At 69.3% G+C, this 13,307-nt stretch carries 15 protein-coding genes; 7 read left to right on the top strand and 8 right to left on the bottom strand.

Going from position 1 to position 13,307, the window contains the following annotated elements; all coding sequences use genetic code 11:
• Positions 1 to 25: 25 nt before the first annotated feature.
• From IQ782_RS15300 to IQ782_RS15290, 3 genes are all read left to right on the top strand, one after another.
• Positions 26 to 535: a DUF721 domain-containing protein gene (locus IQ782_RS15300; protein WP_194135527.1), complete on the top strand. Its 510-nt coding sequence runs from the start codon at positions 26 to 28 to the stop codon at positions 533 to 535.
• Positions 536 to 595: 60 nt separating this feature from the next.
• Positions 596 to 1,246, top strand: coding sequence for a DsbA family protein (locus tag IQ782_RS15295; protein WP_194135526.1), 651 nt, complete (start codon positions 596 to 598; stop codon positions 1,244 to 1,246).
• A 181-nt stretch (positions 1,247 to 1,427) separates the two neighbouring features.
• A complete protein-coding gene (locus IQ782_RS15290) occupies positions 1,428 to 1,907 on the top strand; it encodes a CYTH domain-containing protein (RefSeq protein ID WP_194135525.1) in 480 nt (159 codons plus the stop codon).
• A 57-nt stretch (positions 1,908 to 1,964) separates the two neighbouring features.
• Here IQ782_RS15290 and IQ782_RS15285 read toward each other — a convergent pair whose 3' ends face one another.
• The 7 genes from IQ782_RS15285 to aroA form a co-directional block, all read right to left on the bottom strand.
• Positions 1,965 to 3,092: a saccharopine dehydrogenase C-terminal domain-containing protein gene (locus IQ782_RS15285; RefSeq protein WP_194135524.1), complete on the bottom strand. Its 1,128-nt coding sequence runs from the start codon at positions 3,090 to 3,092 to the stop codon at positions 1,965 to 1,967.
• Positions 3,089 to 4,150 carry a saccharopine dehydrogenase gene (locus tag IQ782_RS15280; RefSeq protein WP_194135523.1) on the bottom strand — a complete coding sequence of 354 codons (1,062 nt, stop codon included), beginning with the start codon at positions 4,148 to 4,150 and terminating at the stop codon, positions 3,089 to 3,091. The genes IQ782_RS15285 and IQ782_RS15280 overlap by 4 nt, the downstream gene beginning before the upstream one ends.
• A gap of 65 nt (positions 4,151 to 4,215) precedes the next feature.
• Positions 4,216 to 4,869: a histidine phosphatase family protein gene (locus IQ782_RS15275; protein ID WP_194135522.1), complete on the bottom strand. Its 654-nt coding sequence runs from the start codon at positions 4,867 to 4,869 to the stop codon at positions 4,216 to 4,218.
• Between the two features lie 100 nt (positions 4,870 to 4,969).
• Positions 4,970 to 5,968, bottom strand: a complete 999-nt coding sequence (locus IQ782_RS15270; protein WP_194135521.1) for an aldo/keto reductase — start codon at positions 5,966 to 5,968, stop codon at positions 4,970 to 4,972.
• Between the two features lie 2 nt (positions 5,969 to 5,970).
• Positions 5,971 to 6,594, bottom strand: coding sequence for a (d)CMP kinase (locus IQ782_RS15265; protein WP_194135520.1), 624 nt, complete (start codon positions 6,592 to 6,594; stop codon positions 5,971 to 5,973).
• Between the two features lie 58 nt (positions 6,595 to 6,652).
• On the bottom strand, positions 6,653 to 7,156 hold the full coding sequence (locus IQ782_RS15260; protein ID WP_194135519.1) for a hypothetical protein: 504 nt from the start codon (positions 7,154 to 7,156) through the stop codon (positions 6,653 to 6,655).
• Positions 7,153 to 8,499 carry a 3-phosphoshikimate 1-carboxyvinyltransferase gene (aroA, locus tag IQ782_RS15255; RefSeq protein ID WP_194135518.1) on the bottom strand — a complete coding sequence of 449 codons (1,347 nt, stop codon included), beginning with the start codon at positions 8,497 to 8,499 and terminating at the stop codon, positions 7,153 to 7,155. The genes IQ782_RS15260 and aroA overlap by 4 nt, the downstream gene beginning before the upstream one ends.
• 224 nt (positions 8,500 to 8,723) lie before the next feature.
• On the opposite strand from aroA, the gene IQ782_RS15250 reads away from it, so the two are divergent.
• The 4 genes from IQ782_RS15250 to IQ782_RS15235 all read left to right on the top strand — a co-directional run bounded on the left by IQ782_RS15250 (position 8,724) and on the right by IQ782_RS15235 (position 12,435).
• Positions 8,724 to 9,941 (top strand): MFS transporter, encoded by a 1,218-nt coding sequence (locus IQ782_RS15250; RefSeq protein WP_240989320.1) that lies wholly within the window; start codon positions 8,724 to 8,726, stop codon positions 9,939 to 9,941.
• A gap of 255 nt (positions 9,942 to 10,196) precedes the next feature.
• On the top strand, positions 10,197 to 11,135 hold the full coding sequence (locus IQ782_RS15245) for a sulfurtransferase (RefSeq protein WP_194135517.1): 939 nt from the start codon (positions 10,197 to 10,199) through the stop codon (positions 11,133 to 11,135).
• A complete protein-coding gene (locus tag IQ782_RS15240) occupies positions 11,135 to 12,274 on the top strand; it encodes a YeeE/YedE family protein (RefSeq protein ID WP_194135516.1) in 1,140 nt (379 codons plus the stop codon). The genes IQ782_RS15245 and IQ782_RS15240 overlap by 1 nt, the downstream gene beginning before the upstream one ends.
• Positions 12,271 to 12,435, top strand: coding sequence for a hypothetical protein (locus IQ782_RS15235; RefSeq protein WP_194135515.1), 165 nt, complete (start codon positions 12,271 to 12,273; stop codon positions 12,433 to 12,435). The genes IQ782_RS15240 and IQ782_RS15235 overlap by 4 nt, the downstream gene beginning before the upstream one ends.
• Before the next feature lie 102 nt (positions 12,436 to 12,537).
• Here the strand turns inward: IQ782_RS15235 and IQ782_RS15230 are convergent, their stop codons facing one another.
• Positions 12,538 to 13,293, bottom strand: a complete 756-nt coding sequence (locus IQ782_RS15230) for an SDR family NAD(P)-dependent oxidoreductase (RefSeq protein WP_194135514.1) — start codon at positions 13,291 to 13,293, stop codon at positions 12,538 to 12,540.
• Between the last annotated feature and the right edge of the window lie 14 nt (positions 13,294 to 13,307).

Below are 13,307 nucleotides of genomic sequence, written 5' to 3'. Positions count from 1 at the left end.
ATAGGTCCGCAGAGAGGGATTCAAGATGGCACGGCGCAACACCTCAACATACGGCTTCGCCAAGACCTCGGGCCTGCTGAACGCGCAGATCCGCAAGGCCAGCGAGAGCCGCGGCTTCGCGCAGTCGCGCCTGCTGACCCATTGGGACGAGATCGTCGGCGCCGACATCGCCGCCATGGCCCGCCCGGTCGAGGTCAGCTACGCGCGCCAGCAGGGGCTCGGCGCGACGCTGACGCTGCTGACCACCGGCGCCAATGCGCCGCTGCTGGAGATGCAGAAGGAGCAGCTGCGCGAGAAGGTCAACGCGGTCTACGGCTACAACGCCATCGCCCGCGTCCGCATCACCCAGACCGCCGCCACCGGCTTTGCCGAGGGCCGCGTCGCCTTTGGCCACGCGGCCAAGGCGGAAAAGCCCGAGCCCTCGCCCGAGATCAAGGCCGAGGCGCACCGGGTGGCAGAAGACATCCATGACGAGGGCCTGCGCGCCGCGCTCGAGCGCCTCGCAGGCAACGTCATTTCGAAATCGCGGCAATAGCGCCGTGAGGCAATTGGCGGCGGAAACGCCGCAGGCAAGGCAACCACAAGAGGACCTTACATGACCCGCATTCTTCCCGTCGCCGCGCTCGCGGCCGCATTCGCCCTCGGGGGCGTCGCCCTGCCCGGCGCGGCCAGCGCGCAGGAGGCGAGCAGCGAGGCCAGCGCCGCGGAAACCACGCCCGAGATCGTCGAGATGGTGAAAGGCGATGTGAACGCCCCGGTCGAGATCATCGAGTACGCCTCCTTCACCTGCCCGCACTGCGCGCGCTTCTCCAATGAGGTGCTGCCGCAGATCGACGAGAACTACATCAAGACCGGCAAGGTGAAGCTGGTCTACCGCGATGTCTACTTCGACAAATACGGCATGTGGGCGGCGATGGTCGCGCGCTGCTCGCCCGAGAAGTTCTTCGGCATCTCCGACATGATCTACAAGACCCAGGGCGACTGGATCAAGGCGGGCTCGGACCAGGGCATCGCCGACGGGCTGCGCAAGATCGGCCTGATGGCCGGCGTCGGCAAGGACCAGCTCGACGCCTGCATGAACGACGGGGCCAAGCTGAAGGCTCTCGTCGGCTGGTACCAGGAGAACGCGACCCGCGACAACATCACCGCGACGCCCTCCTTCATCATCGACGGAAAGCCCTATTCGAACATGTCCTACGACGAGTTCGCCAAGGTGCTCGACGAGCACTACGAGGCAGCGCAGTAAGCACGCCCCGCAAAGCACAAAGGCGCGTCCCCCCGGGGCGCGCCTTTTGCATGACGGCACGCCCCGCATCAGGGGCGAAGGTCATGGCAGCATTGCGATTTCTGCTGTGGCCTTCGAAACGCTGCCACGCTATAGCCGCGTATGTATTTCGCCTATTTTTCGATCACAACCCGTGTGTCCCGTGGCCAAAGAAATCGAGCGCAAGTTCCTTGTCGCCAGTGATGACTGGAAATCCGGCGTCTCCCACAGCGAACGGCTGCGCGACGGGCTCATCGCTGCCGAGGACGGGCGCAAGGCGCGCGTGCGCTTCTACGACGACCGCGCGACGCTCTGCATCAAGGGCAGGCGCGACGGCCTGGCCCGAGACGAGTTCGAATACCCGATCCCGGCGCAGGACGCCGAGGAGATGCTCGCCGCCCATTGCACCGATGTTGTCGAGAAGACACGAGCCTATGTGCCCGCAGGCGATCTGACCTGGACGATCGACCTCTATACGGGACTTCTTGCCGGGATCGTCATCGCCGAGGTGGAACTGCCAAGCCTCGACACCCCCCTGCCCCTGCCCGGCTGGATCGGCCGCGAGGTCACCGGGCTGCAGGAGTTCCGCAAGGTGAACATGGTCGCAGCCCGCAAGGCGCTGCGCGCTTCAAGCGTCGCCTGAGCCGCGCGCACGGCGCGCCGCCGGGCAGATTCAAAGAACCTGCCCGGCCGTTGCCGCTTAGCCGGCCTCGGTCACCCGCATCATCCGCTGCGCCAGGCCCTCGACGTCGCCGAGCCAGCGCGCCACCAGCCTGGGATCGGAGGGCGCCGCCGAGACGCCCGGAGTGATCTCGCGGCTGAGCACCGCCTCGACCGCCCAGGACACCGGCATCGACACCAGACGCGCCATGGCCGAGCCGCGCGCGTCGCCCCAGGCGTCCATCACCCAGGTCTTGTGCCAGACCGCCTTGCCCGCCTTCTCGGCCTTGAGCGTCACGCAGAGCACCACCCGGTCGGGCTCGCCCTCTGCGTATTTGTTCTTGGCCAGCAGGTCCGAAGCCATCTGCGCCAGCCGTGCGTCGTCGGCGGTCTCGACCTCGGCGAGGATCTCCTTCCACGCATCGGACCAGCCATTGAGGCGCAGCGTGCCGCGCACGAAGTCCTTCACTTTCCAGTCCTGGCCGAACTCGTACTGCTCGATGAAGGGCAGCGAGTCGCGGTTGGGATAGACCTCGAAGCTCTCGGGCGGATCGAGCGGCGCGTCGTAGCGGGTCAGCGCATCCCAGGGGCGCTGCACGGTCAGCTCCTCGAAGTGGCGGATCGAGCGCGAGGGCGAGCGCAGCGCCTTCAGCACGCCGACCGGCGCCCAGGAGAACTTGTAGCGGAAGGCATTCGCCTCCTTCGGCACGCCGCCGCAATAGCTCAGGAAGCTGATCTCGTTCTCGGGATCGAAAGCGTCGGACGCCCGGTAGGCCGCGACCAGGTCATGCGCCATCAGGTGGTCGATGCCGGGATCGAGCCCGACCTCGTTGACCAGCGCCACCCCGGCCTCCCGCGCCTTGGCGTCGAGCCCGCGCATCTCGGGCGAGATGTAGGAGGAGGACACGAAATGCGCCTTCTTCCTGATGGCGATCTCGGCCAGCTTCACGTGCCAGTCGCCGGGCAGCATCGAGACGATCACGTCGCCCTCCTGCACCGCGGGCTCCAGCACCTCGGGCGCGAACGAGAGAATGCGATTGGTAATGTCGCCCACGGCCTCGCGGGCCTTGGTCTCGGTCCGGTTCCATACCATCACGTCGTGGCCGGCCTCGATCAGCCGCCGCAGGCCGGGAATGGATGAAAGCCCCGTTCCGCACCAATGAATCATGCAAGTTCCTCCTTGAGGTATCTGTCGTAGGTCGCCGCCGCCCGGCCCCAGACGCCCGCGTTCAGCGCGGGCAGGGTCAGCAGATGCGGCAGCAGTTGCGCGGCGAAATCCTCCGAGCTCTCCCGCGGGAGAAGCGACGGAAGGTTGTCGATCGCCATGACGTCGAGCGGCGGCTCCTCGTGAACCCGCAGCGCGGGGGCCTGCCAGTCGGTCACGCGGTCATAGACCTTCACCGGCGAGAAGTCACTGTCCGGATCGCAGGCAATGTCGCCGATGGCCCGCAACCTGCGCGGATCGGTGGTCGCCGAGGCGGGCACGAAGACCGGCGTGCCGGGATGCGCGAGGATGCAGTTGAAGAAGACCTCATGCTCCAGCACCTCGGGGAAGGGCCCGCCGTGAGCGGTCTCGGCCATGTCCCAGCCGGTGATCTCGACGCCGACCTTGCGGCAGAGATCCGACGCCCCGGTGCCGACCCGCCCGAGCGCGCCGATGACCAGCGCCTTCGGCCGCGCCGCGCCCGCCGCGTCGAGCGCGTCGGTGACCGCCGCCTCCATCGCCGCCGCCCCCGGCCAGACCGAAACCGGCGCGCAAGTTCCGCCCTGCACCTGCGCTGCATAGGCCAGCAGCGTCACCGCCGCCCCGGCGTAGCCCGCCCAGTAGCCGAAGGCCGCCACCCGGCGCCCGTCCTCGCCGACGAGGTATTCGAGGTCGTAAAGCGCCCCGCCCCCGGCGACGAAGCGCTTCAGCAGCACCTGCCCGGCGGGCTGGCCCTTGAAGGCATGGCCGAACATGATGTGGCGGTGGCGCAGGGGCGTTCCGTCCTCGGGCAGCTCCTTGAGGCCGAAGATGATCGCGTCCCCGGGCGCCTCGGGCCAGCTGTTTTCCGGCGCGATCTCGGCCCCGGCGGCGCGGTAGCCCTCGATGCCGATGACCCGCGCGCGGCTCTCCTCGACGGTGACGCGCAGCCCCGCGGCGATCAGCGCCTTCACCCCCTCGGGGGTCACGCCCACCCGGTCCTCGTTCTGGCGCTGCTCCGCGCGCACCCAGAGATGTGTCATCGGTCTCTCCACAGCCAAAGTCCCCGCCTAGCTACCGAAAACCGGCACTCGGGGAAACCCGGCTGTCAGAGATGCGTGCGTGCCAGTGACCTCTCCGCCCCTTCGAGGTGCGGCACCGCGTTGAACAGCGTCAGGCACAGCCCCGTCGAGATCGGCTGGAAGCGGTGCAGCGAAGTGTTCTCTATCGCAAGGCAGGCATGGGCGAGCGCCTGCATCTCGAGCCCCATGGTCACCCGCATCGCCATGCCGATCAGCCCGCCCGAGGTGACCACCACGGCCCGGCCTTCACCCGCGGCGATCTCATCCAGCACGTCGCGGACGCGGCTCTCGAAATGCCTGAAGCTCTCGGGCGCGCCCTCGAGCCGACCCTCGCGCCAGTAGGTGAACAGCGTCGGCAAATGACGGATGAAGCCCTCGCGGTCCGGTGGCAGCGCGATGCCGTGCTGCTGGTGCATGAGCTGCGCCATGGTGAAATATTCCAGCTCGTTGAGGCGGGCGTCCTGCACCACCTCCAGCGCGAGCCCCATCTCCGCGGCGGTCTCGCGGTGGCGCTGCAGCGTGCCCGAGTAGGCGCGGGCAAAGACCTCGCCGGTGCCACGCAGGTGATCGCCGAGCCAGCGCGCCTGCTGGCGCCCCAGATCGCTCAGCCGGTCATAGTTGATCTCGTCCTTGGCATGGGTATTGGCCTGCCCGTGCCGAACAAGGGTGACATGAGACATGTGCTGCCCCTTTCATTGTTCCGTCAAATACGCCGGGGGTGAGCCGCGCAGCGGCGAGGGGGCAGCGCCCCCTTCACGGCGACGCCTCGCACCGGCAACTTCAGCAGAAATACTCCGGACCGACGCGCTGCGCCTCGGAGTAGCGGTCGCCATGCGCCCAGCCCAGCGGAAGCACCTGATCGATCCGCGCCAGATCGTCCGCGCTCAGCTTGGCACGGGTGCCGGTCAGCAGCTCTTCGAGATGCGCGACCGAGCGTGTGCCGGGGATCGGGATCACGTGATCGCCGCGGGTCAGCAGCCAGGCAATCGCCAATCCCGCCGCCGGCAACCCCATCTCGGCGGCCAGCGCCGCGAAGCGCGCGGTATAGGCGCGGTTGGCCGAGAGGTTCGGCGCCATGAAACGCGGATTCGTCGCGATGAAGGGGTTGGCGGCGATGGCCTCGGCCCCGATCGGGCTGTCGGTCAGCAGCGAGCGGCCGACCGGCGAGAAGGCGACCAGAGCGGTTCCCAGCTCGGCGCAGGCCTGCACCAGCCCGAGCTCGACGAAGCGCGTCGCCAGCGAGTACTCCGACTGCACCGCCGCCACCGGGTGCACCGCCGCGGCCCAGCGCAGCGAGGCGGGGGCGATCTCGGAGAAGCCGAAGCTCTTGATCTTGCCCTTTTTCACGAGCCCGGCCAGCGTCTCTGTCACCTCTTCGATGGGCCGCGCCTGCTCGCGCCTGTGCACGTAGAAGAGATCCACCTGCTCGACCCCGAGCCGCGCCAGCGAGCCGTCGAGTTCACCCTCGAGATGCTCGGGCGCGTTGTCGTAGCAGCGCCGGCCCTGCGCGTCCTTGGTGATGCCGGCCTTGGTGGCGATGTGCAATTTCTCGCGGGCACCGGGGTTGGCTTTCAGCCAGGCACCGATCGCCTTTTCCGAGCGCCCCATGCCGTACACGTTGGAGGTGTCGATATGCACCACCCCGGCCGCCGCCGCGGCGTCCAGCACCGCGTAGGAATTCTCTTCGGTGGTCGGCCCGTAGAAATCGGCGAAGGACATCGCGCCAATACCGAAGGCGGGAACCTCGGGGCCGCCTGCCCCCATGCGAACTGTCTTCATGGTCATCCCTTCAGCCGCTCCAGGCTCCGAGCCTCGACCGCCGAGATGGCGGCGGCCACGGCCGCCTCGACATCCAGCTCCGAGGTATCGATCATCAGCGCATCCGCCGCCGGCTTCAGCGGCGCATCGGCGCGGGTGGCGTCGCGGTGGTCGCGCTCGCGGGTCTCGGCCAGGACGGTCTCGAAATCGGTCACGGCTCCGCCGGCCAACAGTTCCTCGTAGCGGCGGCGGGCGCGCACTTCGGCGCTGGCGGTGACGAAGAGCTTGGCCTCGGCTTCGGGGCAGATCACCGTGCCGATATCGCGCCCGTCGAGCACAGCGCCGCCGTCGCGGCGGGCAAAGGCGCGCTGGAAGTCGAGAAGCGCCGCGCGCACCTCGGGAAGGACCGCCACGCGCGAGGCCGCCTGCCCCACCGCGGCGGTGCGCAGACCGTCTACCCCGAGGTCCTCGGGCCGAAGCTGCTGCGCCGCGAGGATCGGCTCGACCCCATCCAGCATCTTGCGCCCGACGGCGCGGTAGAGGAGCCCGGTGTCGAGATGGGCGAACCCGAAATGCGCCGCAACGGCGCGGCTGATCGTGCCCTTGCCGGCGGCTGCCGGCCCGTCGATGGCAATGGTGAAGGCCATGGCGGTCCCTTTCTGTCAGATCGCGGCCTTTATGGACGTCGCCAGCAAGGGCCGCAAGTTACCCGCCCCGCCGCTGCCGCCACAGGCCGAAGAGCGCCACGCCGCAGACCGCCAGCAGCACGAACTTCAGCCGGGTGAACAGGCTCGCCCAGTCCACCAGTGCGCGATCCAGCGCCACCGGGCCGCGCAGCAGCATCTCGTTGACCAGCAGGTTCTCGGCCGCATCCGCGCCCATCCAGGCGAGCGCCAGGAACAGAAAGACACCGCGCCGCCAGGCGGCCCGACCGCGCGACAGGTGCCAGGACCCGAGCAGCAGCGCACTGCCAAGCACGACGCGGAAGGCCAGCCCCAGCCAGCGCATCTCCAGCAGGTAGACCGCGCGTGCGTCGTCACTCAGGGCGAGCAGGTAGCGCTGCGCCTCGGTCGCCGAATACCCCAGCACGCGCAGGTCGAAGGGCAGCTGCCCCCCGGCACCGGGCCAGAGCACCGTCCAGGCGTAATAGCCCATGCAGATGAGCAGCGCGGCCGCGAAGGCCGCGACCAGCGGCAGGAGGCGCGTCACGCCTCGCGGCCCAGATCCGCCCCGAGCCCGGTCATCAGCGTCTCGAAGATCGGGAAGGAGGTGGCGATCGGTCCGCCGTCATCCACCCGTACCGGCGCTTCCGTGGCAAGCCCCATCACCATGAAGGACATGGCGATGCGGTGATCGAGATGGCTTTGCACCGTGGCGCCGCCCTTCACTTCGCCGAAGCCGCGGCCGTGCACCGTCCACCAGTCCTCGCCCTCGTCGACCTCCACACCGTTGAGCCTCAGGCCGGTCGCCATGGCGTCGATCCGGTCGCTTTCCTTGACGCGCAGTTCCTTGACGCCGGGCATGTGGGTCTTGCCGCTGGCAAAGGCCGCCACGACCGAAAGCACCGGGTATTCGTCGATCATGCTCGCGGCGCGTTCCGCGGGCACTTCGATCCCCTTGAGGTTCGGCGAGAACTTTGCACGCAGGTCGGCGACGGGTTCGCCGCCCTCTTCGCGCATGTTCTCGAAGGTCAGGTCCGCGCCCATGTCCTGCAGGGTGAAGAACAGCCCGGCGCGGGTCGGGTTCAGGCCGATGTTCGGCACCAGCACCTCCGAGCCCTCGGTGATCAGCGCGGCGCAGACCGGGAAGGCGGCCGACGAGGGATCGCGCGGCACGATGATCGTCTGCGGCTTCAGCTCGGGCTGGCCGACAAGGGTAATCACCCGGCCCTCGGGGGTCTGCTCGGTGGTGACGGTCGCGCCAAAGCCGGTCAGCATCCGCTCGGAGTGGTCGCGGGTCGCCTCGCGTTCGATCACCACGGTCTCGCCGGGGGCGTTGAGCCCCGCCAGCAGCACCGCGGATTTCACCTGCGCGGACGGAACGGGGGTGGTGTAGCGCACCGGGATCGCCGCCTCGGCCCCGACGATGGTCATCGGCAGCCGCCCCCCCTTGCGCCCGTAGGCGCGCGCGCCGAAGAGCGCCAGCGGGTCGGTGACGCGGGCCATGGGCCGAGAGTTCAGCGAGGCATCGCCGGTGAAGGTGGCGGTGATCGGGGTGGTCGCCATGGCCCCCATGATCAGCCGCACGCCGGTGCCGGAGTTGCCGCAGTCGATGACGTTGCCCGGCTCGGCGAAGCCGCCGACGCCGACGCCATGCACGTGCCAGGTGTCGCCGCGCTTCTCGACCTCGGCGCCGAAGGCGCGCATCGCCTTGGCGGTGTCGAGCACATCCTGCCCTTCGAGCAGGCCGGTCACCCTGGTCTCGCCCACGGCCATCGCGCCGAGGATCAGCGAGCGGTGCGAAATGGACTTGTCGCCCGGCACATGCGCCTCGCCCTTAAGGCCCGCGGACTTGCGGGCAATCATCGGAATCGGGTCCCCGTGGCTCGACATGGCGCCTCTCCTGTTATCGCTCGCGCGCCTGATAGCAGCGTGCTGCGGCTGCGTCCATCGCCCGCGCGCCGCACTGTGCCCTCGCGGCAGGCACTGTTGTGCGCAAACCCCCCGAGCCGCGCCGGCAAGCCTTGCCACCCCTGCCGCTGCGTCCTAGGTGTGATCTCAGGGAGCGAGGCAGACCCGGAATCCCTCCCGATTCCCGACAGACCAGATGGATTGGCATGACCGACAGAGCGGCCCAGACCGCGCCTGCCTCGATGGCTGGCAGCGAGAGACAGATTTCCGCGCGCACGGTGCTCTTTGCACTGGCCATGGGCGGCTTTGCCATTGGCACCACCGAATTTGCCGCGATGGCGTTGCTGCCCAGCTTCGCGCAGGATCTTGGCGTCAGCGAGGCCCGCGCGGCGGATGCGATCAGCGCCTATGCGCTTGGCGTGGTGGTCGGCGCGCCGGTGCTGGCCGTGGCCGGCGCGAAGATGCGCAAGCGGATGCTGCTGATCTGGCTGATGCTGGCCTTTGCCACCTTCAACACGCTTTCGGCGCTGGCGCCGACCTTTGGGCTCTTCACCCTGTCGCGCTTCGCCTCGGGCCTGCCGCATGGTGCCTATTTCGGCGTGGCGGCGCTGGTCGCCGCCTCCATCGTGCCGCGCAACAAGCGCGCCACGGCGGTCTCGCGGGTGTTCCTCGGGCTGACCATCGCCACCACCATCGGCGTGCCCGCCGCGAGCTGGCTGAGCCAGTTCATCGGCTGGCGCTCGGGCTTCGTCATCGTCGGCGCGCTGTCGCTGGCGACGGCGCTGGCGGTCTACCTGAAGGCGCCGCGCACCCCGGCCGATCCCGATGCCAACCCCCTGCGCGAGCTTGGCGCGCTGAAGAACCGGCAGGTCTGGCTGACGCTGGCCACCGGCGCCGTCGGCTTCGGCGGCTTCTTCGCGGTCTACACCTATATTGCCTCGACCGTGCAGAGCACGCTCGGTGCCTCCGACGACATGGTGGCGCTGATGCTGATGGTCGCGGGCTTCGGCATGACCATCTTCAACCTGCTGATGGGCGCGCTGGCGGACCGCAATCTCAACCTCACCGCCTTCGCCTCCTTCGGCGGGGGCGCGATCGTGCTGGCGCTTTTCCCCGCCGCCGTCGCGGGCGGGCTCTGGACCATGGCTCTGGCGGTGCTCTGCATGAGCATCCTCGGCGGGGTCTCGACGGTCATGCAGACCCGCCTGATGAACGTCGCGGGCGAGGCGCAGCAGCTGGCCGCCTCGCTGCACCACGCGGCCTTCAACGTCGCCAACGCGGTCGGGCCGTTCCTTGCAGCGCGGGTGATCGCGGCGGGCCACGACTTCCCCGCCGCAGGCTACGTCGGCGCGGCACTGAGCGCGGGCGGCTTCCTGCTCTTCATGCTCACCCTGTGGGACGCCCGGCGCAGCGGACTGGAGTGAGGCACACGGAACGCTGTCCCGACCCAACCGGCCAAACCGCCAGGTGAATAAGAACAACGTTGCCCTGCGCTGCCATCGGAGAGGATGATGTTCCTCTTTCGATGCCGCAGGCAATCAGCAGTCCCCGTCGCGGACGCACGCCGGAGCGCTGTTCTGCCGCGGCAGTCCCCGGCACCGCGCGCGGCCCTTGCCGCCCGCGCCTGATCGACCGAAATACTTCCCGAAAACGAACACCTGTCCCGAAGAGGCCCCACCATGCGCTACAAAGCGATTGCCCTCACCGCCGCGATCAGCGGGTTTGCCGCGACCGCGGCACTGGCCGCCGACCTCGCCCCGCTGGTCAGCCCCGCCGAGCTCGAAGGCGCCCTGGCCGGAGCCGAGACGCCGCAGATCCTCGACATCCGCGGCGATGCCTATGCCGACGGCCATATCGCCGGTGCCCTTTCGGCACCCTATGGCCTGTTCCGCGGTCCCGAGGACAACCCCGGCGCCGTGGTCCCGGCAGACCAGCTCGAGACCACCTATGAGACGCTGGGCCTGTCGCCCGACGCGCCGGTGGTCATCGTCGCGCAGGGCGATACGGATACCGACTTCGGTGCCGCTGCACGCGTCTACTGGACCCTGAAAAGCTCGGGCTTCACCGAGCTGTCGATCCTCAACGGCGGCTCTCAGGCCTGGGTGAACTCCGGACTGCCGCTCAGCAAGGACGCGGTGACCCCCGAGCCCACCGAGCTCGACATCACCTGGAACGACGCCTGGACCGCCGAGACCGCCGAGGTCGCAGACGTGGTCGATGGCGGCCACGAGGCGCTGCTGCTCGACGCCCGCCCCGCCGCCTTCTTCGAGGGCAAGAAGGCGCATGGCGCCGCGGCCAAGCCCGGCACGCTGCCCGGCGCCCAGAACTACGCCTACACGCAGTTCTTCCAGAGCGGCGCCACCGCCATCGGCCAGATCTCGGACGTGCAGGCGCTGAAGGCCTCGCTCGGCGTGACCGAAGGCGAAGAGATCGTCTCGTTCTGCAACACCGGCCACTGGGCGGCGACCAACTGGTTCGCGCTGAGCGAGATGGCGGGGATCGAGAACGTCAAGCTCTACCCCGGCTCGATGGTCGAATACTCGCAGACCGGCCGTGACATGCAGAACTCCCCCGGCCTGTTCAAGAACCTGCTGAACCAGGTCACCGGGGGCAACTGATGAGCCAGACCGCCACCAACGGCGCGGCAGGGGCCGCGCCCGCAGGGGCCATGGGAAAGCGCGCCGGGCTGATCCTCGGCGCGCTTGTCGTCGTGGCGCTTGTCGCGCTCTTCGCCGGGGCCCGCTACGGCCTTCTGCTGGCCATCGGTCTCGGCTTCGGCATCGCGCTGGAAGGGATGCGCTTCGGCTTCGCCGGGCCGTGGCGCGCGATGATCCTGCGCCGCGAGCCCTCGGGCGTCCTGGCGCAGCTGCTGTCGATCGCGCTGGTTGCCGTGGTCGCCATCCCGCTGCTGTCGAGCCATGCCGGGGAACTGGTCGGCGCGCAGGCCCCCATCGGCTTTGCCATGGTCGGCGGCGCCTTCGTCTTCGGCGCCTGCATGCAGATCGTGCTCGGCTGCGGCTCGGGCACGCTGGTCAACGCGGGCAGCGGCAACCCGGTGAGCCTGCTGGCCCTGCCCTTCTTCGCGCTCGGCAGCTTCGCCGGGGCGTGGAACCTGATCTGGTGGACCGACCTCGGCGCACTGCCGATCCTGACGCTGTCGGGCGGTGCGGGGCTTGGTGTCACGCTGGTGCTGCTGGCCATCGCCGCCGCGATCTTCCTGTGGCGCGCCGCACCCGGCACCGTGAAACTGAGCCGCCGCCACGCCATCGCCGCCGTCATCCTGGCGCTGCTCGCCATCGGCAACCTGCTGGTCGCGGGCCAGCCCTGGGGCGTGGTCTACGGGCTCGGTCTCTGGGCCGCGAAGGGCTACGCCGCGCTTGGCGGAGACCTCTCGGCCTCGGCCTTCTGGGCAGCCCCCGGTTCGATGGAGCGAGTGCAATCGAGCGTGCTGACCGACTACACCTCGCTCACCGACATCGGCATCATCCTCGGCGCCTTCGGCGTGGCCGCCTGGCGCCGCGGCGCGCTGGCGACAAAGCTGCCCGCCTATCCGGCACGCGCCTGGGTGGCGACGATCATCGCCGGCTTCCTGCTGGGCTATTCGTCGCGGCTGGCCTTCGGCTGCAACGTCGGGGCCTTCTTCTCGGGCATCTCCACCGGCAGCCTGCACGGCTGGGTCTGGTTCGTCGCCGCCTTCGCTGGGGCCTTCCTCGGCATCCGGCTGCGCCCGGCGCTGGGGCTGGAGGCGCGGAGATGACCCGCACCGTCACCGCCGCGCTTGCCTTGGCCTTCGTTGCCGCGCTGCTGGTTCTCGACCTGGCCCGCACGCCGCCAAACCCCTACCAGGCCCCCGCGCTGCTGGCCTTCGGCTCCGGCGCCGCGGCCTCGGGCGGCTTCTGCGGCGCCCTGCCGAACTGACCGCCAGACACCGTCTACCAATCACCGGCTACCAATCACCGGCTACCAGACACACGCACGGCCGCCCCTCGGGCGGCCGTGCCCGCTTTGCGCGCCGCTTGATCAAAGACCCTGCCCGCCCGAGAGTTCCACCCGCTGGCCACTCATCCACCCGAGGCCGCCGGCAAGCAGCGCCGCGACGCCCGCCCCGATGTCCTCGGCTTCGCCAACCCGGCCAAGCGCGATCATCGCGGCGACACGTTGGTTCAGCTGTGCATTGTCGCGCACCGCGCCGCCGCCGAAATCCGTGGCAATCGCACCGGGTGCGAGGCAGTTCACCCGGATGCCGCGCGGTCCGAACTCCTGCGCCGCATAGCGGGTCAGCACCTCGACCGCGCCCTTCATCATCGCATAGGCGGCATGGCCCGGCAGGGTGAAGCGCGCCAGCCCCGACGACACGAAGAGCACCGAGCCGCCCTCGGCGATCCGCGGCGCGAGCGCTCGGGTGAGCAGGAAAGGCGCGCGCACGTGCACCCGGTACAGCAGGTCGAGCTGATCGGGCTCGGTCTCGGCGATGCTGCGGTTCAGGCCCAGACCTGCGTTGTTCACCAGGTAGTCGAAGCTGTCCCGGTCGAATGTCTCCTGCAGGAGCGTGCCGACCTCAGCGGCAAAGCGCGTCATGTCGGTCCGCTCCGCGTCGAAGGGCAGCATTGCCGCGCGACCGCCATGCGCCTCGATCTCCTTCGCCACCTCGGCGGCAGCCTCGGGCGAGCTGTTGTAGGTGCCGATCACCGCGACACCCGCGCGGGCGAGGTGCAGCGCGGCGGCGCGGCCGAGGCCGCGGCTTGCGCCGGTTATGAGGGCAATCTTGCTGGTCATGTCGAAATCTCCTG

It is taken from the genome of Salipiger mangrovisoli, assembly GCF_015223355.1.
GTDB lineage: Bacteria > Pseudomonadota > Alphaproteobacteria > Rhodobacterales > Rhodobacteraceae > Salipiger > Salipiger mangrovisoli.
The sequence above is the reverse complement of the archived record's forward strand: the minus strand, read 5'-3'. Positions and strand labels throughout refer to the sequence as shown.

What these genes read in the sequence shown, in the direction of transcription:
- IQ782_RS15300 (WP_194135527.1), top strand. Translation starts at nt 26, where the DNA reads ATGGCACGGCGCAACACCTCAACATACGGCTTCGCCAAGACCTCGGGC.
- IQ782_RS15295 (WP_194135526.1), top strand. Translation starts at nt 596, where the DNA reads ATGACCCGCATTCTTCCCGTCGCCGCGCTCGCGGCCGCATTCGCCCTC.
- IQ782_RS15285 (WP_194135524.1), bottom strand. Translation starts at nt 3,092, where the DNA reads ATGATTCATTGGTGCGGAACGGGGCTTTCATCCATTCCCGGCCTGCGG.
- IQ782_RS15280 (WP_194135523.1), bottom strand. Translation starts at nt 4,150, where the DNA reads ATGACACATCTCTGGGTGCGCGCGGAGCAGCGCCAGAACGAGGACCGG.
- IQ782_RS15275 (WP_194135522.1), bottom strand. Translation starts at nt 4,869, where the DNA reads ATGTCTCATGTCACCCTTGTTCGGCACGGGCAGGCCAATACCCATGCC.
- IQ782_RS15270 (WP_194135521.1), bottom strand. Translation starts at nt 5,968, where the DNA reads ATGAAGACAGTTCGCATGGGGGCAGGCGGCCCCGAGGTTCCCGCCTTC.
- IQ782_RS15265 (WP_194135520.1), bottom strand. Translation starts at nt 6,594, where the DNA reads ATGGCCTTCACCATTGCCATCGACGGGCCGGCAGCCGCCGGCAAGGGC.
- aroA (WP_194135518.1), bottom strand. Translation starts at nt 8,499, where the DNA reads ATGTCGAGCCACGGGGACCCGATTCCGATGATTGCCCGCAAGTCCGCG.
- IQ782_RS15250 (WP_240989320.1), top strand. Translation starts at nt 8,724, where the DNA reads ATGACCGACAGAGCGGCCCAGACCGCGCCTGCCTCGATGGCTGGCAGC.
- IQ782_RS15245 (WP_194135517.1), top strand. Translation starts at nt 10,197, where the DNA reads ATGCGCTACAAAGCGATTGCCCTCACCGCCGCGATCAGCGGGTTTGCC.
- IQ782_RS15240 (WP_194135516.1), top strand. Translation starts at nt 11,135, where the DNA reads ATGAGCCAGACCGCCACCAACGGCGCGGCAGGGGCCGCGCCCGCAGGG.
- IQ782_RS15235 (WP_194135515.1), top strand. Translation starts at nt 12,271, where the DNA reads ATGACCCGCACCGTCACCGCCGCGCTTGCCTTGGCCTTCGTTGCCGCG.
- IQ782_RS15230 (WP_194135514.1), bottom strand. Translation starts at nt 13,293, where the DNA reads ATGACCAGCAAGATTGCCCTCATAACCGGCGCAAGCCGCGGCCTCGGC.